General features: G+C 70.8%; 16 protein-coding genes. 12 read left to right on the top strand and 4 right to left on the bottom strand.

Annotated features, from left to right (window positions below; translation table 11 throughout):
* Nucleotides 1-42: 42 nt before the first annotated feature.
* The 8 genes from OOK40_RS11135 to OOK40_RS11100 all read left to right on the top strand — a co-directional run bounded on the left by OOK40_RS11135 (nucleotide 43) and on the right by OOK40_RS11100 (nucleotide 7,442).
* The gene (locus OOK40_RS11135) at nucleotides 43-1,494 is read left to right on the top strand and encodes a menaquinone biosynthesis decarboxylase (protein ID WP_266479422.1); all 1,452 of its coding nucleotides are present in this window, start codon (nucleotides 43-45) and stop codon (nucleotides 1,492-1,494) included.
* The gene (gene mqnP / locus OOK40_RS11130) at nucleotides 1,491-2,393 is read left to right on the top strand and encodes a menaquinone biosynthesis prenyltransferase MqnP (protein WP_266479420.1); all 903 of its coding nucleotides are present in this window, start codon (nucleotides 1,491-1,493) and stop codon (nucleotides 2,391-2,393) included. Before OOK40_RS11135 ends, mqnP begins: the two co-directional genes overlap by 4 nt.
* Nucleotides 2,394-2,414: 21 nt before the next feature.
* Nucleotides 2,415-3,080 (top strand): UbiX family flavin prenyltransferase, encoded by a 666-nt coding sequence (locus OOK40_RS11125; protein ID WP_266479418.1) that lies wholly within the window; start codon nucleotides 2,415-2,417, stop codon nucleotides 3,078-3,080.
* A gap of 114 nt (nucleotides 3,081-3,194) precedes the next feature.
* Nucleotides 3,195-3,644, top strand: coding sequence for an Lrp/AsnC family transcriptional regulator (locus OOK40_RS11120; protein ID WP_266479416.1), 450 nt, complete (start codon nucleotides 3,195-3,197; stop codon nucleotides 3,642-3,644).
* 56 nt (nucleotides 3,645-3,700) lie between these two features.
* Entirely contained in the window at nucleotides 3,701-4,864 is a 1,164-nt protein-coding gene (gene mqnE, locus OOK40_RS11115) for an aminofutalosine synthase MqnE (protein ID WP_266479414.1), read from the top strand.
* Nucleotides 4,865-5,021: 157 nt separating this feature from the next.
* On the top strand, nucleotides 5,022-6,551 hold the full coding sequence (locus tag OOK40_RS11110; protein WP_266479412.1) for a DUF2079 domain-containing protein: 1,530 nt from the start codon (nucleotides 5,022-5,024) through the stop codon (nucleotides 6,549-6,551).
* A gap of 9 nt (nucleotides 6,552-6,560) precedes the next feature.
* Complete coding sequence (locus OOK40_RS11105) at nucleotides 6,561-7,085, top strand: GNAT family N-acetyltransferase (RefSeq protein WP_266479410.1); 525 nt, start codon at nucleotides 6,561-6,563, stop codon at nucleotides 7,083-7,085.
* A 63-nt stretch (nucleotides 7,086-7,148) separates the two neighbouring features.
* Nucleotides 7,149-7,442, top strand: a complete 294-nt coding sequence (locus tag OOK40_RS11100; RefSeq protein ID WP_266479408.1) for a DUF4229 domain-containing protein — start codon at nucleotides 7,149-7,151, stop codon at nucleotides 7,440-7,442.
* A 15-nt stretch (nucleotides 7,443-7,457) separates the two neighbouring features.
* Here the strand turns inward: OOK40_RS11100 and OOK40_RS11095 are convergent, their stop codons facing one another.
* The gene (locus OOK40_RS11095; RefSeq protein WP_266479407.1) at nucleotides 7,458-8,582 is read right to left on the bottom strand and encodes a glycosyltransferase; all 1,125 of its coding nucleotides are present in this window, start codon (nucleotides 8,580-8,582) and stop codon (nucleotides 7,458-7,460) included.
* A gap of 251 nt (nucleotides 8,583-8,833) precedes the next feature.
* Between OOK40_RS11095 and OOK40_RS11090 the strand changes: the two genes are divergently transcribed.
* The 4 genes from OOK40_RS11090 (at nucleotide 8,834) to OOK40_RS11075 (ending at nucleotide 16,284) form a co-directional block, all read left to right on the top strand.
* Nucleotides 8,834-9,655 carry a hypothetical protein gene (locus tag OOK40_RS11090; protein ID WP_266479406.1) on the top strand — a complete coding sequence of 274 codons (822 nt, stop codon included), beginning with the start codon at nucleotides 8,834-8,836 and terminating at the stop codon, nucleotides 9,653-9,655.
* 218 nt (nucleotides 9,656-9,873) lie between these two features.
* Nucleotides 9,874-10,524, top strand: coding sequence for a TetR/AcrR family transcriptional regulator (locus OOK40_RS11085; RefSeq protein WP_266479404.1), 651 nt, complete (start codon nucleotides 9,874-9,876; stop codon nucleotides 10,522-10,524).
* 460 nt (nucleotides 10,525-10,984) lie between these two features.
* Nucleotides 10,985-14,920, top strand: coding sequence for a Pls/PosA family non-ribosomal peptide synthetase (locus OOK40_RS11080; protein WP_266481590.1), 3,936 nt, complete (start codon nucleotides 10,985-10,987; stop codon nucleotides 14,918-14,920).
* A 56-nt stretch (nucleotides 14,921-14,976) separates the two neighbouring features.
* Nucleotides 14,977-16,284: a M1 family metallopeptidase gene (locus tag OOK40_RS11075; protein ID WP_266479402.1), complete on the top strand. Its 1,308-nt coding sequence runs from the start codon at nucleotides 14,977-14,979 to the stop codon at nucleotides 16,282-16,284.
* Between the two features lie 241 nt (nucleotides 16,285-16,525).
* On the opposite strand, the gene OOK40_RS11070 is transcribed toward OOK40_RS11075, so the two are convergent.
* The 3 genes from OOK40_RS11070 to OOK40_RS11060 are packed head-to-tail and all read right to left on the bottom strand — an operon-like array spanning nucleotide 16,526 to nucleotide 21,562.
* The gene (locus OOK40_RS11070; protein WP_266479399.1) at nucleotides 16,526-16,927 is read right to left on the bottom strand and encodes a DUF1992 domain-containing protein; all 402 of its coding nucleotides are present in this window, start codon (nucleotides 16,925-16,927) and stop codon (nucleotides 16,526-16,528) included.
* Nucleotides 16,928-16,982: 55 nt separating this feature from the next.
* Entirely contained in the window at nucleotides 16,983-19,868 is a 2,886-nt protein-coding gene (locus OOK40_RS11065) for a poly(A) polymerase (protein ID WP_266479397.1), read from the bottom strand.
* Entirely contained in the window at nucleotides 19,868-21,562 is a 1,695-nt protein-coding gene (locus tag OOK40_RS11060) for an RNA ligase family protein (RefSeq protein WP_266479394.1), read from the bottom strand. Before OOK40_RS11060 ends, OOK40_RS11065 begins: the two co-directional genes overlap by 1 nt.
* Nucleotides 21,563-21,622 lie beyond the last annotated feature (60 nt).

Below are 21,622 nucleotides of genomic sequence, written 5' to 3'. Positions count from 1 at the left end.
CGGTGACAGGCCAAGCCTAGTCCTTGCCCGATACTGGACGGCATGGCTTACGACGATCTTCGCTCCCTGCTCCGGGCGCTGGAGCGCGAGGGCGACCTCAAGCGCATCAAGGCCGAGGTCGACCCGTATCTGGAGGTCGGGGAGATCGTCGACCGGGTGAACAAGGCGTGCGGTCCGGCGCTCCTGTTCGAGAACGTCCGCGGGTCGGCCATGCCGCTCGCGATGAACGTCTTCGGCACCGACCGCCGGCTGCTCAAGGCGCTTGGCCTGAAGTCCTACTCCGAGATCAGCGACAAGATCGGCGGGCTGCTCAAGCCCGAGCTGCCGCACGGCTTCGTCGGGGTCCGCGAGGCCTTCGGCAAGCTCGGCACGATGGTCCACGTACCGCCGAAGAAGGTGAAGGACGCCCCGGTGCAGGAGGTCGTCCTGCGCGGTGACGACGTCGATCTCGACCAGCTGCCCGCGCTGTTCACCTGGCCCCAGGACGGCGGCTCCTTCTTCAACCTGGGTCTCACCCACACCAAGCACCCGGAGACGGGCGTGCGCAATCTCGGTCTGTACCGCCTTCAGCGGCACGACCGGAACACCATCGGCATGCACTGGCAGATCCACAAGGACAGCCGCAACCACTACCAGGTCGCGGCCAAGCGAGGCGAACGGCTGCCGGTCGCGATCGCCTTCGGCTGCCCGCCCGCGGTGACCTACGCATCGACGGCGCCGCTGCCCGGTGACATCGACGAGTACCTCTTCGCGGGCTTCGTGGCGGGCAAGCGCATCGAGATGGTCGACTGCAAGACGGTGCCGCTCCAGGTTCCGGCGAACGCCGAAGTCGTCCTGGAGGGCTGGCTGGAGCCGGGCGAGATGCTCCCGGAGGGACCCTTCGGCGACCACACCGGCTTCTACACGCCCCAGGAGCCGTTCCCCGCGCTGACCATCGACTGCGTGACCATGCGCAGGCGGCCGCTGCTCCAGTCGATCGTGGTGGGCCGCCCACCGACGGAGGACGGACCGCTCGGCCGTGCCACGGAGCGGTTCTTCCTCCCCCTGCTCAAGATCATCGTGCCGGACATCGTGGACTACCACCTGCCCGAGTCGGGCGGCTTCCACAACTGCGCGATCGTCTCGATCGACAAGAAGTACCCGAAGCACGCGCAGAAGGTCATGCACGCGATCTGGGGCGCGCACATGATGTCCCTGACGAAGCTGATCGTCGTCGTCGACGCGGACTGCGACGTGCACGATCTGCACGAGGTCTCCTGGCGCGCCCTCGGCAACACCGACTACGCCCGTGATCTCACCGTCGTGGAGGGCCCGGTCGACCATCTCGACCACGCCTCGTACCAGCAGTTCTGGGGCGGCAAGGCGGGCATCGACGCGACGAAGAAGCTCCCCGAGGAGGGGTACGTCCGGGACGGCGGCTGGCCGGACATGGTCGAGTCGGACCCGGATACGGCGGCGAAGGTCGACCGCCGGTGGAAGGAGTACGGCCTGTGAGCAGCGCTGCCGCAGCAGTCCCGCAACCCGGCAGGACCAAGTCGTTTCTGCGGCTCGTCATGATCGAGCACTCGGTCTTCGCGCTGCCCTTCGCGTACATCGCCGCGCTGACCGCGATGTTCCAGTTCGACCGGAACATCCACTGGGGGCGGCTGCTGCTGGTCACCCTCGCGATGGTCGGGCTGCGGACCTTCGCGATGGCCTGCAACCGGATCATCGACCGCGAGATCGACGCCCGCAATCCGCGCACCGAGAACCGTGAACTGGTGACCGGTGCGGTGTCGGTGCGGTCCGCCTGGACCGGCGCGCTGATCGCCGTCGTCGTCTTTCTGGGTGCGGCGGCCGCCCTCAATCCGCTGTGCCTCGCGCTCGCGCCGATCGCCGTGATCCCGATGGTGGTCTATCCGTACGGCAAGAGGTTCACGAACTTCCCGCATGTCATCCTCGGCCTCGCCCAGGCCATGGGCCCGGTAGGCGCGTGGATCGCGATCACCGGTGCGTGGTCCTGGGACTCGGTGATCCTCGGTCTTGCCGTCGGCGTCTGGATCGGCGGCTTCGACCTGATCTTCGCCTGCCAGGACGTGCAGGCGGACCGCGCGCACGGCGTGATGTCGGTCCCGGCCCGCTTCGGCGTCCCGGCCGCGCTGTACGGGGCCCGGGCCGCGCATGTCGTGGCGACCGTCCTGCTGGTCTGGTACGCGCTGGCCACGGAGGCGGGCGGGTTCTTCTGGACCGGTCTGCTGATCGTCGCCGCAGCGTTCCTCTACGAGCACACGATCGTGAAGCCGCACGACCTGTCCCGTCTCAACCGCGCCTTCTTCACCGTCAACGGCTTCATCGGCATCGCCCTGTTCGGGTGCGCGCTGCTCGATCTGCTGGTGCGCGGCCTGACGGTGTGACCGGCGGATAGGCTCAGCGGCATGAACGAGGCGAAGCGCACCCCCTGGTTGGTGGGTGTCTCCGGCGCGTCCGGGACGCCGTACGCCGCCGCGGTGCTGCGCGGGCTGCTCGCCGCAGGCGAGAGCGTGGACCTGGTCGTCAGCCGGGCCTCACGGCTGACGCTGCTCGACGAGACGGGGATCGCCTTCCGTGACGCGCACTGGCGCGAGGATCTGCGGGAGTGGCTGGCGCGCGGGGCGGACGGAAAGCCGGACACCTTCCGGGTGGACGTCGACGACGTACGGCACTGGGCGGCCGGGGATCTGGCCGCCGGGCCCTCGTCGGGTTCGTATCCCGTGAAGGGGATGCTCATCGTCCCGGCGTCCACCGCGTGCGTGGCCGGAGTCGCGCTCGGGCTCTCGAAGGATCTGCTGCAGCGGGCGGCGAGCGTGACGCTCAAGGAGCGGCGGAAGCTCGTGGTCGCGGTGCGCGAGACCCCGCTGAACGGGCAGACCCTCAGGCATCTGGTGACACTGGACGAGGCGGGTGCGGTGGTGCTCCCGGCCTCTCCGGCGTTCTACGCGGGGGCTACGCACATTCAGGATCTGGTGGACTTCGTGGCGGGACGGGTGCTGGACGCGGCGGGGGTGCCGCATCGGCTGTACCGCCGCTGGGAGGGTGAACTGGGTGGCCCTCGTACGGACTGACCCAGGTCGGCATCTCACGCTTGAATTGTATAATTCGTAGGAATTTTGCGCTGCGCACCTTAGATTCTCATGGTAAACTTGCGGAATCGCTGAATAATGGAAGGGTCCAGGCATATGGACGCGGTGGACAGGCAGCTCATCCAGGCCCTCAGGGAGAACGGCAGGGCCTCGTACGCGGAGCTCGGCCGGCTCGTCGGGCTCTCGGGGCCCTCCGTCACCGATCGCATCAACCGCCTCGAGGCGGCGGGCGTCATCACCGGCTATCGCGCCACGGTGGACGCCAGGTCGCTCGGTCTCGGCGTCACAGCTCTGATCGGTCTCTCGCTCTCGGACGCGGCCGACCACGAGGACGTGGCGCGCCGGCTCAAGGACCTGGCCGAGATCGAGGACCTGTGGTTCATCGCGGGCGACGACTCGTACATGCTCAAGGTGCGGGCGAGCGACGTGGACGGTCTGGAGAAGACGATCCGCCGGCTGTCCGGCACGAGGGGCGTGTCGCGTACGCGTACGACGATCGTGCTCTCCACAAAGTGGGAGAACCGGGTCGGAGATCTGCCCGAGTAGGCAGGGGCGTACCTTTGGTGGGGCCTGTTGACGAATCGTATGGGAGGCGGCCGTACATGGACGTTGGGCTCAAGCGCGAGCTGGAGGAGAAGGTCCGTTCCGGGGAGCGGCTGACCCGCGAGGACGGCATCGCCCTCTACGAGTCGGACGACCTGGCGTGGCTCGGCGGCCTCGCGCACGAGGTGCGGACGCGCAAGAACGGTGACGTCGTCCACTTCAACGTCAACCGGCACCTCAACATGACCAACGTGTGCACCGCGTCGTGCGCGTACTGCTCCTTCCAGCGCAAGCCGGGCGAGAAGGACGCGTACACGATGCGCATCGAGGAGGCCGTCCGCCTCGCCAAGGCGATGGAGGGCGAGAACCTCACCGAGCTGCACATCGTCAACGGGCTCCACCCCAACCTGCCGTGGCGCTACTACCCGCGGTCGCTCAGCGAGCTGAAGAAGGCCCTCCCGGACGTCTCGCTGAAGGCCTTCACGGCGACCGAGATCCACCACTTCGAGACGATCTCCGGGCTGTCCGCCTCCGAGATCCTCGACGAGCTCATCGAGGCCGGTCTGGAGTCGCTGACCGGCGGCGGCGCCGAGATCTTCGACTGGGAGGTCCGGCAGCACATCGTCGACCACCGCACCCACTGGGAGGACTGGTCGCGCATCCACCGGCTCGCGCACCAGAAGGGTCTCAAGACCCCGTGCACGATGCTGTACGGCCACATCGAGGAGCCCAGGCACCGGGTCGACCACGTCCTGCGCCTGCGTGAACTCCAGGACGAGACCGGCGGCTTCCAGGTCTTCATCCCCCTGCGCTACCAGCACGACTTCGTGGACATGCAGGACGGCAAGGTGCGCAACCGCCTTCAGGCGCGCACCACCATGGCGACCGGCGCCGAGGCGCTGAAGACCTTCGCGGTCTCGCGGCTGCTGTTCGACAACGTCCAGCACGTCAAGGTCTTCTGGGTGATGCACGGCGTGCAGACCGCTCAGCTGGCCCTGCAGCACGGCGCGGACGACATGGACGGCTCGGTCGTCGAGTACAAGATCACCCACGACGCGGACAACTACGGCACGCCGAACAAGCTGACGCGTGACGACCTGCTCGACCTGATCCGCGACGCCGGTTTCCGCCCGGTGGAGCGGAACACGCGGTACGAGGTCATCCGGGAGTACCCGGGACCGGACGCGGACCGCCGCGAGTCGCCGCAGCCGATGCGGGTCTGACGCCGGCCTGAGGCTGCGCCCCGGGCATGGGACGTTTCCGAATTCGGCCTGGGGCGCGGCCATTCGGGGGATTCTTACCACACGGCAGTTTGCTCAGAGTCAAGTCTTCCAGGTTGCTGGCATCTTGATGGCCACTCAGCCTCAGCTTCTGGAAGGCATGGCCATGCAAGCATTCCCCACCAGCGGCACCACTCTGCCATCGCAGCAATCAGAATCCGACAAACAGTCGTCGGCGGAGACGGTTCATGAAAGGCGCTCCGGCGTCGCGTGGTGGATGTGGGTCCTGGCGGGAGCGCTGTTCTTCCTTTACGCGGCACTGTCCCTGCGTATCCATCAGCGGATGCTCTCCAACAGCTACGACCTGGGAATCTTCGAGCAGGTCGTTCAGTCCTACGCGCACGGCCACCTGCCCGTCGCCGAACTGAAGGGTCCGGACTTTCCCGTTCTGGGGGACCACTTCTCCCCCATTCTGGCCCTGGTGGCGCCGCTCTATTGGCTGTGGCCGGCACCGAACGCCCTGCTCGTGGCGCAGGCGGCGCTGATCGCCGTGAGCGTTCTGCCCCTCACCGTCTGGGCAAAGCGAACGCTGGGCTCCCTGGCCGCCGCGGTCATCGGTGTCTGCTACGGCCTTTCCTGGGGTGTCGCGACCGCGGTCGGCTTCGACTTCCATGAAGTGGCCTTCGCCGTCCCCCTCCTCGCCTTTTCATTGACGGCTCTCGCGAACGACCGGCTGCGCGCCGCGGCGTACTGGGCTCTTCCCCTGCTGCTGGTGAAGGAAGACCTCGGGCTCACGGTGGCCGTGATCGGTCTCGTCATCGCCCTGCGCGGCAACCGCAGGCTCGGGATCATCACCGCGTCCGCCGGTCTGGCCGGGACCGTGCTGGCGCTGCTGGTGATTCTGCCGGCCGTCAACCCGACCGGTTCCTTTGCCTATTGGTTCTACCTGGACAGCCCGGCAGGAAGTGGAGGCGGACCGGGAGATCTGCTCTACAAGTACACGGTCGGTCTCATCACCCCCGCAGCCAAGATGTCGACACTTGTGCTCGTACTGGCGCCGACCCTGTTCCTGGCTCTGCGGTCTCCGCTGCTGTGGATCGCGCTGCCGACTCTGCTCTGGCGCGGCGCCTCGGGCAACGCGGTTCACTGGGGCACCGAGTTCCACTATTCGCTTGTGCTGATGCCGATCGTCTTCGCGGCATTCATCGACGCTCTGGTCCGACGGCGCTCCAGTGCGAGCAGTCTGCGCCGCTATCTCGTGGGCTCTGCCGCGATCACCGTGCTGCTGCTTCCGCAGTTTCCGCTGTGGCAGCTGGTCCAGCCGGCCACCTGGCGGACCGATCCCCGCGTCGCTGTCGCCCACCGTCTGATGGATCAGATCCCCGACGGCGCCACGGTCCAGGCGTCCAGCCATCTGGTGCCCCAGCTCACCAGGCGCACGAGCGTCAGCCTGTACGGCTGGCCCGCGAGCCGCCCCCTTCCTCAGTGGATCATGGTGGACACCCGGGTGCCGGCGGAGCGGCGATGGCCTCTGACTGCCGGACAGGAGAAATTCAAACTGGACGGCGCGCTGCGCAAGGGGTACCGCACCGTGGCTTACGAGGATGGCTTCGTCCTGCTCAAGAGCCCGGGCGGACCCGGCGTCCCGGGGAGTGAGCCCGGCTTGAACGGCCTTCCGCGTAATGGATAATCTTCGCGCATGTCCCTTACGTTCGAGCTGGATCCGCCGGTCGACCGCGCGCTGCGGGACGGGGTCGTAGCGCTCTGGGCAGACGTGTCCAATGCCGGGGGCGCCGTCGGATTCGTGCCGCCCGTGAACGAAGAGGCCGTACGGCCGGAGTTCGTGAAGCAACTGGTCTCGATGGCCGAGGGCCGCACCCGGCTGCTGGTGGGGTACGACGGGGAAGGCGCCGTTGCGGCCACCGCCTTCCTCACGTACAACACCCACCGGCTGATGCGCCACTGGGTGTGGCTGTACACGGTCATGATCCATCCCCGCCACCAGGGAGCGGGCTACGGCCGCGAGCTGATGGCGGCCGTGGCGGAAGCGGCCCGCGGCTTCGAGGGCATAGAGGCGATACGGCTCACCTGCCGCGGCGGGACCGGCGTCGACCGCTTCTACGCAGCGTGCGGCTACAAGGAAGTCGGGCGGGTGCCCGGCGCGATCCGGGTCGCCGAGGGCGACGACCGCGACGACATCATGATGCTGCTCCCGCTGAATTGATCCCATAGCGGACGTGCTTCACTGGACGGGCACTACCTGTCGTACGAAGAGAGAAGGCCCGCCGTGTCCGCCAAGTCGAGCGCCGCGATCAGGTACACCACCCTGCGCCTGGCGATCTTCATCGGCTGCTTCGTCGTCGTCGGCGGCCTGGTCCAGGTCGGCGCCCTGCCCAAGGGGTTCGGCGACTCGAACTTCGTCTGGGTCGTCCTGCTCGCGCTCGTCCTGTCCGCGCCGCTGAGCTTCGTACTGCTGCGCAAGCAGCGTGACGCGATGTCCGAGCAGATCGCCGGCAAGGTCGACAGGACCAAGGCCCGTCTCGAGGCGAACCGGTCCCAGGAGGACGGCGCCGTTCAGTAGGGCCCCTAGGTCCTGTCACACGCGCCGGCGGGAGCCTCGCGCCCGGCCGGGGCGTTGCCGTCCCACCGCAGTTTCCGGCGTGAGGCGACGCTGCGCGAATCCTCGGTTCGTGAGGGTCTGCTCCCGATAGGGCTCCGGCAGGTCGGGCATCGCCAGCAGACGGTTGCAGGCCTGGAGCGATGCGGCCATGTCGCCCACCCAATAGGCCGTGATCGAGTACTCGAAGAGCAGTCCCCAGCGGTACACCCACGGATGGATGAAGAGGATGTCGTCCGGCTGCTTCTTGCCGAGCCCGGCACGGGCGATCGCGTGCGCGGTGTGATGGCGGCCCTGCTGGCGCAGCCGTGAGGACAGTTCGTAACACGCTTCGAGCCGCTGCGGGCGCGACTCCCAGGCGCGGGAGAGGGTGTCCATGGCCGAGGGCCAGTCGCCGGAATCCGCCCGGAGGATCCCGGCCTGCAACAGCGAGTAGTACACCTCCTCGCCCCAGCCCCCCATCTCCGCGCGGCGCTCGTACAGGGTGATCGCCTCGTCGGCCTTGCCCATGTCGCGCATGGTCTGCGCCAGATAGAAGACCGTGCGGCCATTGGCGGGGTCGCGCTCCATCTCGGCGCTCAGCAGACGCGCGTCGCGCTCGAACTTGTCGTGCCGCGAGCCGCCGTCGGCGTAGTCCTCGATGACGAGGGCGTCGAGGTTCTCCTGGGCGTCGCGCCGGTCGGCGGTGAGGTACTCGTGGGTGACGCCCTCGTAGCGCCAGGGCAGGTCGCCGCGGACGAGGCGCTTGATGCGGTACTCGGTCGCGCTCTCGTGGCGCAGCATGTACGCCTCGGCGGTGAGGCGAGGCAGCGGGCCGTCCTGGCGGATCACATGGTCCGCGTCGAGGAGGAGCAGATAGTCGGCCTTGCCGCGGGCGTGCCGGATGTTCAGGCTCCGGTTGTGGCCGAAGTTGACCCAGGGCTCCTCGTGGAGCTCGCCCGGGATGCCCTGCAGCGTTGTGCGGATCAACTCCTGGGTTCCGTCGGTCGAGCCGGTGTCGGAGATCACCCAGGTGTCCACCAGGTCTCGCACGGACGCGAGGCATCGTTCGATGACTTTCGCCTCGTTCTTGACGATCATGCACAGGCACACGGTCGGCTTCACGGCATCACCACTTCCGGCGGGTCTCTCCGGCGGCGACCTTAGGCACCGGACCCGGCGGCGCGGTCACGGCACGCCGACGACTGAGCCGTTCCCTGCCGCGTACACAGCCATTGGTGTGCTACTCGTACGCCATTGCGTTGATAGCTCCGCGATGCTCTCAAGGACGTTGCGTCCGCGAACCGATGATGTCGAAGGAGGCTCGAACTGGCTTCCAGCGTCTCACTCGAACTGGTTCAAGAAGGAGCACCTGTATGAGTCCTGAGAACAGGACCAAGTCCTCTCTGGGTCCGCTTCCGAAGCGGCGCGCCTGGCTGGTCGGCGGCACGATGGCGTCGCTCGCCCTCGTGGTTTCGGGTATCGCGACCCCCGGGATCGCCATGGCGCAGAGTGCCAAGGCGCCCACGTCCGTGTCCGGCCCGTCGGGCGTGGGCTGTGACGTGACGGAGAAGTCGGTTGTGGCCGACCGCGACTGCGGGCCCACCGGGCCCACCGGCCGGCGCGGCCCCACCGGCCCCACCGGTCCGACCGGTCCGACGGGTCCGGCCGGACTTGACGGCCTGGACGGTGCGACCGGTCCGACGGGTCCGGCCGGTCTTGACGGTCTGGACGGTCCCACGGGTCCGACCGGTGACACGGGTCCCTGCAGCGACATCGACACCTACAACCCCCTCGTGGTCGATCCGATCGGCACCCACCAGGTGAGCGCCGCGCTCGTCGACGGGGTTGCATTCGCCGGCATCCGGACGGTTCCCGGGGGTGTCTACGACTGGGAGAACATCAGCAACACCCCGCTCGGCGGCTACCCGGCGGATGCCTGCGCCATCTCGGTGGCCAGCAACGGAGCGGTGAACACCGCCTCGGTCCAGGTGCTCACCGAGGGCGGGGATGTGTACGAGACCGAGTGCACCCTGGTCTTCGGGCTCCCTGTGGCTCCGTTTACGCCCCCGAGCCTTGCGTGCACCGAGGTGTGGGACCCGCAGGTGACGCCGGAACTCGCCCCGGCTGCCAGTGGTTCGAGCAACGCGAGCCTGATGGGCGTCGTTCCGAGCGAAAAGGGCAGGAAGCATTCCTGATCTCGGGTAGTGGCCTTGGCCCGGTGGCAGTCCTGACCCGGCCGAGATCGTGACGACGCGTGCTGTGCCCGTTCTCCGGGTGCAGCACGCGTCTCCTTGTGCGGCGAGTTGTGCGGCGAGCGCGGTGTACGCCGGCTGTGCGGGGGCCAGGCGCTCGAACTCCGCGGTGGCCGTAGGCTTACCGCGGAGTTGGGGTGTGGGGCGGGAGGATGTTTGACATGGGTGCGGTGAAAGGCGCGAAGGCCAAACGCATGCCGCGTGCCGTCCGCGAGCGGCAGATGATGGACGCGGCCGTGCAGACCTTCGGGCGGCGCGGCTACCGCGCGGCCTCCATGGACGAGATCGCGGAGCTCGCCGGGGTCTCCAAGCCGCTCGTCTATCTGTACCTGAACTCCAAGGAAGAGCTCTTCACTGCGTGCATCAGACGTGAGGCGGATGCGCTGATCGCCGCTGTACAGACGGCTGTCGAGCCGGGGCTCGCGGCGGACCGGCAACTCTGGGCGGGACTCGCGGCCTTCTTCACGCACACCGCCGAGAATCCCTACGGCTGGGCGGTGCTGCACCGTCAGGCGCGTACGCACGGGGAGCCGTTCGCCGCCGACGTGGCGGTGATGCGGGACACGATCGTGGCGGTGGTGACCGGGCTGATCGGGGCCGCGGCCCGTGAGGCGCACCGGGATCAGGAGCTCGCGGACCGCGATGTGGCCGGGCTCGCTCAGGCACTGGTGGGGGCGGCCGAATCGCTCGCCGGGTGGGCGAACGAAGCGGAAGACGTCTCCGCCAAGGAAGCGGCCGGGACGCTGATGAACTTCGCCTGGATGGGGCTGGGGAATCTGATGCGCGGGGAGAGCTGGTCGCATTCCCGCTGAGCCGTGTCGGGATCAGGCCGGCGCGGTGCGATCGTTGGCAGGTTACTCATGAGTAAGGGTCCGGTTGAGAGTGGTGCCCCGGCCCCGGCGGGGGCCGTCAGGGCCGTCTCGGACGGTGAACAAACGGTGACTGACAAGTGCCCTTCGCCACAGTCGGGCGGCCGGGGACGCTCCGGATACCCGTCGGTAGAGCGGTGGCCGCGCCACGCGTGAGCAGGTGCTATGCCGTTCTGGCGACTCTCCGGCCGGTCGGCGGGACCCGGCCGCCTCTCGCTCATACAACAGGCGAGTCGGGTGAACGGGGGATAAACTCCTCGTTTGCCGTGCGCGGAATGGGGATTCGCAGCGCACTCGACACGACCTACGGAGAGTGAGAGATGCGTACGAACCTGTGTGACATCCACCGGATCGGACCTGATCCGAGCGACCTGTCGGCCGGCGATCGGTGCACTGCATGACTATGGCCCCGGAGTCGCCGACTCTTCTCGATCCGCTGCTTGACGCCGCGCCCGAGACCGCGCTGTTCACCGCCGGCGCCGCCGCCCGTGAGCGCACCCTCCTCGACATTCTCGACGAGAGCGCACGCCGTCACCCGGATGCACTCGCCGTCGACGACGGCGAAGCGCCCCTCAGCTACAGCGCGCTCCTCGACGAGGTCGAGGCGCTGCGAGCCCGCCTCTGCGACGCAGGAATCGGCATCGGCGACCGTGTCGGCGTACGTGTGCCGTCCGGCACCGCCGACCTCTACGTCTCGATCCTCGCCGTCCTCGCGGCGGGCGCGGCCTATGTCCCGGTCGACGCCGAGGACCCCGACGAGCGAGCCGAGCTCGTCTTCACCGAGGCCGCCGTGAGCGCCGTCATCGGCGCGGGCCGCGAGATCACGCCGCTCGGATCCAGCGGCGGCGACACCGGCCGCCGGCCGGGGCCCGATGACGACGCGTGGATCATCTTCACCTCCGGCTCCACCGGCAAGCCCAAGGGCGTCGCCGTCACCCACCGCAGCGCCGCCGCGTTCGTCGACGCCGAGGCCCGACTCTTCCTGGCCCAGGAGCCGCTCGCCCCCGGCGACCGCGTGCTCGCGGGGCTCTCCGTCGCCTTCGACGCCTCCTGCGAGGAGATGTGGCTCGCGTGGCGGCACGGCGCCTGCCTGGTGCCCGCCCCCCGCTCCCTCGTACGCACCGGACTGGACCTCGGCCCCTGGCTGGTCGAGCAGGGCATCACGGTCGTGTCGACCGTGCCCACGCTCGCGGCGCTCTGGCCCGCAGAGGCGCTCGACGACGTACGGCTGCTGATCTTCGGCGGCGAGGCCTGCCCGCCCGAGCTGGCCGAGCGGATGGCCGTCGCGGGCCGTGAGGTCTGGAACACCTACGGCCCGACCGAGGCCACCGTCGTCGCCTGCGCGGCACCGCTGACCGGCGAAGGGCCGGTACGGATCGGGCTGCCGCTCGACGGCTGGGAGCTCGCCGTCGTGGGCGCCCGCGGCGAGGTCGTGCCCATGGGCGAGACCGGCGAACTGGTCATCGGCGGCGTGGGCCTCGCCCGCTACCTGGACGCCGAGAAGGACGCCGAGAAGTACGCGCCCCTGCCCGCCCTCGGCTGGGACCGCGCCTACCGCAGCGGCGACCTGGTCAGGGCGGAGGCCGATGGCCTGCTCTTCATGGGCCGCGCGGACGAGCAGATCAAGCTCGGCGGCCGCCGTATCGAACTCGGCGAGATCGACTCCGCGCTGCAGTCGCTCCCGGGCGTCGCGGGCGCGGCGGCGGCGGTCCGTACGACGGGCGCGGGGCATCAGCTGCTGGTGGGGTACGTGGTCCCGAGCACGCCGGCGGAGGACGCCGCCCCTGACGCCGACGACGTGGTTCTGGGCGCGCTGCCCTTCGACACCGTGGCCTTCGACCCCGCCGACGCAGTGGCGCGGCTCCGCAACGAGCTGCCCGCCGCGCTCGTGCCGCTGCTCGCCGTCGTGGACACCCTTCCGACCCGGACCTCGGGCAAGGTCGACCGGGCCGCGTTGCCCTGGCCGCTGCCCGCCGTGGAGAGTGCGGACGCGGAAGCGGCCGAGTTCACCGAGACCGAGGCGTGGCTCGCCGGGCAGTGGACCGAGCTGCTCGGGGCGCCGGTGAGCGGGCCCGACGCCGACTTCTTCGCGAGCGGTGGCGGCTCTCTCGCCGCCGCCCAGCTCGTGTCGCGGATTCGTGAGCGGTTCGCCGCCGGATCCGTCGGCGACATCTACCAGAACCCGACCCTCGGCGCGCTCGCCCGGACGCTGGAGGCATCCTCTGCGGGCGCGGCCGACGCACGTGACGTCCAGCCGGTGCCGCTCCGCACCGGAATCGCGCAGACCCTGCTCATGCTGCCGCTGTTCGGCGTGGCCGGGCTGCGCTGGGGCGTGGTCGCCGCCGCCGTCGGCAATGTGATCGGCGGGCCGTGGGCGCCGACCGTGTCCTGGTGGTGGGTCGCGCTCGGCTGGCTGCTCTTCGTCAGCCCGGTCGGCCGGATCGTGATCGCCGCGGGCGGTGCGCGACTGCTGCTGCGCGGCCTGCGCCCGGGTACGTATCCCCGCGGCGGCCGTGTCCATCTGCGCCTGTGGACCGCCGAACGCCTCGCCGAGATGAGCGGCGCGACCAGCCTCGCGGGCGCCTGGCTCACCTACTACGCACGCGCTCTCGGCGTACGGATCGGCGAGGACGTCGATCTGCACGCCCTGCCGCCGGTGACCGGCATGCTGCGGCTCGGCAAGGGCTGCGCCGTCGAGCCCGAGGTCGATCTGTCCGGGCACTGGCTCGACGGCGACCGGCTGCACATCGGCTCCATCCGGATCGGCGCGGGAGCCACGGTCGGCGCCCGCAGCACGCTCTTCCCCGGCACGCGCATCGGCAAGCGCGCCGAGATCGCGCCCGGGTCGGGCGTGACCGGCACGGTCCCCGCGGGCGAGCGCTGGTCGGGCGTGCCCGCCACCCGCAAGGGCAAGGCCAACCGCCATCTCCCCGACGGCCGCCCGCCCCGCAGGCGCCGCTGGATCGGCCTCTACTCGCTGACCTCGCTGCTGCTCGGGCTGCTGCCCGCGATCGCGGCGCTTCCGGGCCTGCTCGTCATCGGCCTGTTCGTACGCGGCAGCGCGGACCTCGGCGAGGCGCTGACCGCCGCCCTGACCGCCGTGCCGCTCGCGACCGTCGTCGCCATGGTCACGTACGCACTGATCGTCCTGGCCGGTGTGCGGCTGCTCAGCATCGGCCTGCGCGAGGGCTATTACCCCGTCCACGGCCGGGTCGCCTGGCAGGCGTGGGCGACGGAACGGCTGATGGACATGGCCCGGGTGCATCTCTTCCCGCTGTACGCGAGCCTGTTCACGCCCGTGTGGCTGCGGGCGCTTGGCATGAAGGTGGGCCGCCGGGTCGAGGCGTCGACCGTGCTGGCGCTGCCCGCGATGACGACGGTCGGCGACGGGGCGTTCCTCGCCGACGACACGATGGTCGCCTCGTACGAACTGGGCGGCGGCTGGCTGCGGATCGCCGAGGCGCGGATCGGCAAGAAGGCCTTCCTCGGCAACTCCGGGATGACGGCCGCCGGCCGCTCCGTGCCCAAGCGGGGCCTGGTCGGCGTGCTGTCGTCGACCCCGAAGCGCGCCAAGGCGGGCAGTTCCTGGCTCGGCATGCCGCCGATGAAGCTGCCCCGGGCGGCCGAAGCGGGCGACCAGAGCCGTACCTTCGAGCCGCCGAAGCGGCTGATGTGGGCACGCGCGGCCGTCGAGGTCTGCCGGATCGTGCCGGTCATGTGCGGCGCTGCGCTCGCCGTCCTCGTGCTCGCGGCCTTCGCGCTGCTGGCCTCCCGCGTCGGCGTCGGCCTCGCGGTGCTGTCCACGGGCGGGCTGCTGCTCGCCGGCGGCCTGGTGGCCTGCCTGGTCGCCATCGCGGCGAAGTGGCTGCTGGTGGGCCGTTTCAAGGCGGTCGAGCACCCGCTGTGGTCGTCGTTCGTGTGGCGCAACGAGCTCGCGGACACCTTTGTCGAGGTGCTCGCGGTGCCGTGGCTCATCGGCGCGACCGGCGGCACACCGCTGATGAATCTGTGGCTGCGCTCGCTCGGCGCCCGCATCGGCCGCGGCGCCTGGTGCGAGACGTACTGGCTGCCGGAGGCCGACCTGGTCAGCGTCGGCGGCGGTGCCAGCGTGAATCGTGGCTGTGTTGTTCAGACGCACCTCTTCCATGACCGGATCATGCGTATGGACAATGTCGTCCTCGAAGCCGGCGCGACGCTGGGCCCGCACGGCATCGCGCTGCCCGGCGCGGTGATCGGCGACCGCGCCGCGGTCGGTCCGGCGTCGCTGGTGATGCGTGGGGAGCGGGTGCCCGCGGGCACCCGCTGGCTGGGCAATCCGATCACGGCCTGGAAGCGGTAGCCCAGACTCAGCCAGACGCACACGCACGACAGCAAGAAACGCGAGGACGCACCACGGTGAGGGATTCCTACCTGCCGCAGCACGGTGACAGCGGCTACCGCACCACGGAGTACGACCTGGAGGTGGACTACCGACCGCACACCGGCCGGCTGTCCGGCCGGGCCAGGATCAGCGCCGTCGCCGAGCGTGACCTGGCCGAAGTTGCCCTTGACCTCGGCCAGTTCCGCATCAACCGCGTCCTCGTCAACGGCGGCCGCCCGGCGCGGTACACCCACCGCGCCGACAAACTGCGCATCCGGCCCGCCAAGCCGCTGCGCACCGGGTCCCCGTTCACGGTCGAGGTGCGCTACACCGGCGTCCCCCATCCCGTCCGCACCCGGGACTGGGGGGACATCGGCTGGGAACACCTGGAGGAGGGCGCGCTCGTGGCCTCCCAGCCCAGCGGCGCGCGCTCCTGGTTCCCGTGCAACGACCGGCCCAGCGACAAGGCGGTCTACCGGATCGCGGTGACCGCCCCTTCGCCGTACACCGTGGTCGCCAACGGCACCCTCACCTCCCGTACGATCAGCGCCTCCACGACGACCTGGGTGTACGAGCAGTCCGCGCCGATGGCGACGTATCTGGCGACCGTCCAGATAGGCCCGTACGAACTGGTCGACATCGCCCACGCCGGACGCGTGCCGCAGCCGGCCGCCGTGCCGCGTGAACTGCTCGGCCGCTTCGAGCACGACTTCGCCCGGCAGCCGCAGATGATGACGGCCTTCACGGACCTCTTCGGTCCGTACCCCTTCGACGACTACGCCGTCGTCGTGGTCGACGAGGAACTGGACGTGCCCTGCGAGGCGCAGGGCCTGTCGATCTTCGGGTCCAACCATGTCGACGGGCGGCGCGGCAGCGAGCGCCTCATCGCGCACGAACTGGCCCACCAGTGGTTCGGCAACAGCCTGACCGTCCGGGACTGGCGGCACATCTGGCTCAACGAGGGCTTCGCGAAATACGCGGAATGGCTGTGGTCCGAAGTGTCCGGCGGCCCCTCGGCCGCGGCGCTCGCGGCCAAGTCCCGGGCCAAGCTGGCCCTGTTGCGGCAGGACATCAAGATCGGCGATCCCGGGCTGCGGCGATTGTTCGACGACCGGCTCTACGAGCGGGGCGGGCTCACGATGCACGCACTGCGGACGGTGATCGGGCATGCGGCGTTCGTAGCGGTGCTGCGGGAGTGGACGACGACGCGGCGGCACGGGGTGGTGACGACGGAGGAGTTCATCGCGCTCGCGCAGAGGTACTCGGAGCATCCGCTGGACGGGCTGTTCCGGATGTGGCTGTACGACGAGAAACTCCCGGCGTTGCCGCAGGCGCGGCGGTAAGGGGGGCGGGTGCGGTGCGGGTGGACGGGGTGCGGGTTCGCCTGCGGCGGGCCTTGTCCCCTACCCGCCCCTTCCCGAACTGGGGGCAAGCCCCCAGACCCCCGTACGCGCTTCGCGCGTGTCCTCAAACGCCGGACGGGCTGAATAATTCAGCCCCTCCGGCGATTGAGGAGCGGGGTCCGGGGCGGAGCCCTGGTTACGGGAAGGGGCGGGGTGGGGGAGAAGCCCCGCAGGGCACCCCCTAACCCAACCGCCCCGCCCGCCACTCGCGGACCGCCGCGTCGATGTCGAACGGCCCAAGCCCCAGCGGCGGCCCCGCCGGCGGCCTCCGGATCGCCGCCTCGATCTTCTCGTTGACCTCCGCGAGGATCCGCCGCACCTGGGACTCCGTCGCCGCCCGCCCCGCCGCCTCCCGCGCGTCCTCCGCCTCCTTGCGCAAGGCCAGCGTCGGCGGCAGGACGGAGACGCCCTCGCGGTGCATCTTGCCCTTGACCCACCACAGTTCGTCGTACGGGGCCGTGTCGTCGGGGAGCGGCTTTCCGAAGCCGGGCAGATCCTTGAAGTCCCCGCGCTCCGAAGCGTCCCGGATCTGCTTGTCGACCCACGATTCGAAGCTGACACCTGGGGGTTTGCGTTCGGTCACGGCCGCTCCTCCCGTCTCGTGCGTCCATGGTAGGCGGGGCGGTTCGCCGCCGGGATCAGCGCAGGGTCGGCACCGCGCCGCACTCCGCCCGCTCCACGTCGACCGCGCGCAGGCCCCGGCCCCACGCTTCGGCGATCCGGGCGAGCCGGGCCGTGTCCGGGGGCGTGCGGCCGAGGCCGATCGCGTACCGCGCGAGCTTCGGGCCGGTCTCGTACGGGCGGGGCCAGGCGTGCGCGTCCACCGCCCCCGCGTCCTCCAGGGCGGTGAGCAGCGCGCGCAGGCGGCCCCGGACGCGGCCCAGGGTCTCCTCGAACTCCCCGTCCGGGCCCGGGCGTACGGTCACCGTCGCCCAGGCGGCGTGCCGCCGGTGCAGGGGCGGCGGTGACAGCAGCTCGGGCCAGGGGTCCGCGCCGCTTTCCGCGGCCGTCTCCAGAATGGTCCAGGCTCGGTAGAGCTCGTCGGTGAGCAGGTTCCGGAAGCCGGCGGTGACCTGCCCGGTGCAGGTACGGACGGGCGCGGTCGGGGTCATGACGGTCAGGGCACCCTGTGGTCCCGTAGCGGCATCCGCGAGGCCGACTGGTTCTCGCCAGTCCCAGGCGGCCCAGGTGCCGAAGAAGTCACGCAGCCTGTCCGCGTCGCTGGAGCCCGCCGACTCGCGTGCCGTACGGGCCGCGAGCACCGACCAGGCCAGGCCCGGGAGCCCGCCGAAGGGTGCCGAGTCGAGGCCGCGTGCCTTCGCCCACGCCTTCACCTGCCTGGCCAGCCGGGCGAACCCGGCATGGCCGGCGCCGACTTCGGCCCGTACCGCGTCCGCGTCGCTCACCGCGCTCAGCGCGATCGCGGCCGCCTCGCCCAACTCGGCGCGCCGTACGACCGCTTCGGCCGGATCGAGCGCCCCGGTGCCGACGACCACGAGGTCCACGTCGATGTCATGGACGCGCAGCCGCAGGCCGGGCACCCGGGCGCCCGTCACCTCCCGTACCCGGGTGGCGTCCGGCAGTGCGGCCGTCACGCGCGCCCGGACGTCCGCCATGTCGACGGAGCCCGGCAGCGCCGCCACCAGATCCAGGTCGGCTCCAGCCAGGGCGCAGCCCATGCGCCGCGATCCGACGACATGGACGACTCCCTCACCCAGTGCTTCGGAGAGGTGCTGCGTGATCCTGTCCTCCGCGACCGGCTCGGCCGTGACGGCTTCAAGGGGCGCGGGGGATTCGGGGGAGTCCGGCAGCCAGCGCACCTCGCCCGTTCCCAGAGCGATCGTCGCCCGCGGCCGCATCGGCCCGTCGCCCCGCCGCGAGAGCAGCACCAGCTCGCTCACCCGCGTCGGCATGCCGTCGAGCAGGGCGGCGCAGTGCGCGGCGAGCGTGTGCGGATCCCGGGTCCGGCCCAGGGAGAGGTGCGGGGTGAAGCTCGGGGCACGGCCCCCGCAGCGGGGAAAACGCCGTTCCAGGGCGCGGTGCAGTTCTGCCCAGGGCGCCGCGTCGGCCGCCGCCGGGTCGAGCCAGACGGTGGAGTCCTCCCGGTGCCGGAAGGAGCGCACTCCCTCCAGACGGGCGGTGAACGCCGCCGTCCCGGCCGTCGCCGCGGCGAGCAGTGGGGCCGCCCGTTCGAAGTCGGACTCCGGTACGAAACCGAACAGCAGGTTCACGTGCGGTGGCCAGCGGTGGATCTGCCGGTCGTGCTCCTGGCGGATGTGCTGGATCGACGGCCAGAGCTCCTGGGGCGGAATCCAGGCCACGGCGGTGCGCGGCGTCGGCGCGACGGCGAGGACGTCGACGAGGTTGTCTTCGGCGAGGTCGTCGGCGGGTTCGGTCCCGCCGACGGTCAGGTCCGCTTCCACACCGTAATGATCAGATATGTACAGCCCTTCCGGGCTGGGCACGTCGCCCCGGAGGGCCGCCCGGGTCGCCCGCAGCCGCCCCGCGCGCAGGAAGATCCGGTCAAGCCGGGAGACCCGGCCGGACAGCGAGGACACCGCGGCCAGCGGATTGACGCCGGGGTCGAAGGTGGGGGTCCGGTCGTCCGGCCCGTGCAGCTGAGTCCAGGCGTCCCGCAGCCCGAGCGTTTCGGCCGGTCCGTCGCCGCCGTCGTTGAAGTCACCGACCAGGATCAGCTCGCCGGCGATCCCGCCGAGTCCCTCGGCGAGGCTGCCCAGTTCGGCCTCCCGCCGGGCCGGGCCGTCCTCGGAGTGGTCGCTGCTCAGATGGGTCGCCGCCACCACGAGCGGGCCGGAGCCGGTCTCCAAGGTGATGGCCGTGACGGCTTTGTGCGGTCCGAACTCGTGCCGTCCCGCCTCCCGTACGGGCAGTCGGCTGAGCAGCAGCAGCCCGCAGTCGTCGACGTCCTTGCCGCCCGCGTCGGTGCCCAGGGTGTAGCCCGCGCGGACCCACGGTGCCCGCAGGAGCAGGGCGAGCAGCGCGGGTTCGACCTCCTGGAGTGCGATGACGTCCGCGTCCGCTTCCTCCAGGGCAGCGAGCAGCAGGGGCCTGCGCCGGGCGGTGTCGATGCGCTGGCTGTCGTACCGGTCCCACAGCGTGTTCCACGTCAGTACGCGCAGACTCCTCCCGGCCGGCGCGGGAGCCCGGGATGCGCCGCCCGCATGCCGCCACCCGTCAGCGGGCCGCCACCGTTCCGTCGCCGGGTCCCACGCGTGCGGCGTCCCGGCCGTGAAGAACGGCGCGCGCAGGAGGCGCGGGTCACGTGCCCGGCCCGCGTCAGAGGTGTCGATCCGGTCCACCCCGGTCGCCCGGTCCCAGACCACCTCGCCGTCCGCCTCGAAGAACAGCACCCGGTGCCACGGGATGTCGCCCCCGGGGACGAAGGCGGGCAGCGGGATCCGCTTGGGGGCGGCCCCGCGCTGGTTGATCCCGATCACGAACCTGGCCGGGTCGAAGCGCGCGTCCCAGCGGACGCGGTGATAGATCTCGTCGCTCGTACGCACTAGACCGCCTCCTCGACTGTTCCGCCCGGCCCGATGTACCAGGTGCGATGCGCCTGGCCGGGGTAGGGCGGCACGAACCGGTGCAGCTGCGCGGTGAGCACGTCGGGCGGCACGGGATGCGGCCGCACCGTGTTGCGCCGGACCAGTTCATCTTCGTCGACGAGCACCACGGCGTGCGTGGTCAGCGCATCGCGACGGTGCGCGACCGAGTGCACCAGGGAACGCTGGTGCGGGTTGAGCGAGGTGGCGTCCCACACCACGGTCCCGCCCGCGGCCAGTGCGGTGTCGAGCCGGTCGAGGCCCGCGCGCAGCACGTCCCCGTTGGCGCGCTGGTCCGCGCGCGAGCCGCGGGCCTCGCGCAGTTCGTCGAGTGACACGTACGCGTCGACTCCCCGCAGGCCGCGCGCGAAGGTGCTCTTCCCGCTGCCCGAAGGGCCGACCAGGTGGATCAGCCGCGGGAAGTCCCCGTTCCGCCACCGCCAGGTCGCCGCGACGGCCTCGTCGACGGTCCGGATCCGCCCCTGCGCGTACGCTTCCCGCGCCTCGGCCCGGCAGCGGTCGGCGGGCTCCGTGTCCAGGTCGGCGAACGCCTCCCGCAGTCCCGCCGGCACCTCCGCCCCGCCCAGCAGTCCGGCGTCCTCGGCGTACAGCGCGGACCAGTCGACCTGCTCGCGCCCCGCGTTGTCCGCCGCCACCGCTCCCGCAACGGCGTGCAGCACGCCCAGGTCGGCGGCGAACGACATCCGTACAAGACCGGTCCGGCGGTCCTCGTCCGGATAAGGCCGGTGGAGATTCGGGTGCAGCCCGACCAGGTCGGCGACCTGCCGCGCGAGCGGCATGCCCAGCGGGGCCACCAGCCGGCCGGCGAGCGAGCCCCGGCGTGTTCCGTGCAGCAGCGCGGCCAGGACGCCCGCCAGCCGCGCGTCCCCGGACCGGCCCAGCGCATCGAGCCTCGCCGACACCTCGGCGACGGCGGCCCGGGCGGCGGCCGGGTCCCGCGGAGCGAAGCCGACCGCCGCCGACAGGGACTCCCCGTCAGCGGTGGCTCCCGAACGCACCGCCCACAGCGCGGCCTTCGGGCTCAGCGCGTTCTCGACGACCGCGGCGTGCATCCAGTGCGTATCGGTCTGCACGTGACCGCCGCGCACCCACTTGGCCACCCGCTGCCCGAACTCGTCCTGGCCGAAGCCCTCCACGGTCCGTACGACGTAGCCCTCCTGCCGCGCGGTGTCCAGCCGCAGCGCGCGCAGTGCGCGCTCGTCGAAGACACCCCGCCACAGCACCCGCGGCACGGGAACACCCAGCCGCCGCAGAAAGCGGACGGTCCGGTCCCAGTCCAGGCAACGGCCGTCGCCGTCCCAGATGGAGAAGCCGTAGAACCAGCTCTCCAGGTCCTCGTAGGCGATCGAGTGCCGCGCGTAGAGGTTTTCGCCGCACACCCGCCACCCCCGCGGGATCTGTGTCCCGATCCGGCTCTGCAGAGCTTTGACCCAGGCCCGCGAGGGATGGTGTGCGGAGTCCAGCGACCGGGCGTGGAGCCCGTCGGCGTAGAGGGTGGTGTTCTCCCCGTCGAGCTTCTCGGTGACCACGACGTCCCGGCCGTGCAGAGGCGAAAGATCACCGGCTCGTACGTCGTCCGACGCGGCCCCCGGCGACCACGGGAGATGTGGTGTGCGGGGGTAGTGGACTCGCATGACCGCTCTCCGTGACGACATCGGGTCCGGTCACTGTAGGAGGCGGGAGGAGGGCGTCTC

It is taken from the genome of Streptomyces sp. NBC_01481, from assembly GCF_026339995.1.
Classification (GTDB): domain Bacteria; phylum Actinomycetota; class Actinomycetes; order Streptomycetales; family Streptomycetaceae; genus Streptomyces.
The sequence above is the reverse complement of the archived record's forward strand: the minus strand, read 5'-3'. Positions and strand labels throughout refer to the sequence as shown.

What these genes read in the sequence shown, in the direction of transcription:
- OOK40_RS11135 (WP_266479422.1), top strand. Translation starts at nt 43, where the DNA reads ATGGCTTACGACGATCTTCGCTCCCTGCTCCGGGCGCTGGAGCGCGAG.
- OOK40_RS11125 (WP_266479418.1), top strand. Translation starts at nt 2,415, where the DNA reads ATGAACGAGGCGAAGCGCACCCCCTGGTTGGTGGGTGTCTCCGGCGCG.
- OOK40_RS11120 (WP_266479416.1), top strand. Translation starts at nt 3,195, where the DNA reads ATGGACGCGGTGGACAGGCAGCTCATCCAGGCCCTCAGGGAGAACGGC.
- mqnE (WP_266479414.1), top strand. Translation starts at nt 3,701, where the DNA reads ATGGACGTTGGGCTCAAGCGCGAGCTGGAGGAGAAGGTCCGTTCCGGG.
- OOK40_RS11110 (WP_266479412.1), top strand. Translation starts at nt 5,022, where the DNA reads ATGGCCATGCAAGCATTCCCCACCAGCGGCACCACTCTGCCATCGCAG.
- OOK40_RS11105 (WP_266479410.1), top strand. Translation starts at nt 6,561, where the DNA reads ATGTCCCTTACGTTCGAGCTGGATCCGCCGGTCGACCGCGCGCTGCGG.
- OOK40_RS11090 (WP_266479406.1), top strand. Translation starts at nt 8,834, where the DNA reads ATGAGTCCTGAGAACAGGACCAAGTCCTCTCTGGGTCCGCTTCCGAAG.
- OOK40_RS11085 (WP_266479404.1), top strand. Translation starts at nt 9,874, where the DNA reads ATGGGTGCGGTGAAAGGCGCGAAGGCCAAACGCATGCCGCGTGCCGTC.
- OOK40_RS11080 (WP_266481590.1), top strand. Translation starts at nt 10,985, where the DNA reads ATGGCCCCGGAGTCGCCGACTCTTCTCGATCCGCTGCTTGACGCCGCG.
- OOK40_RS11060 (WP_266479394.1), bottom strand. Translation starts at nt 21,562, where the DNA reads ATGCGAGTCCACTACCCCCGCACACCACATCTCCCGTGGTCGCCGGGG.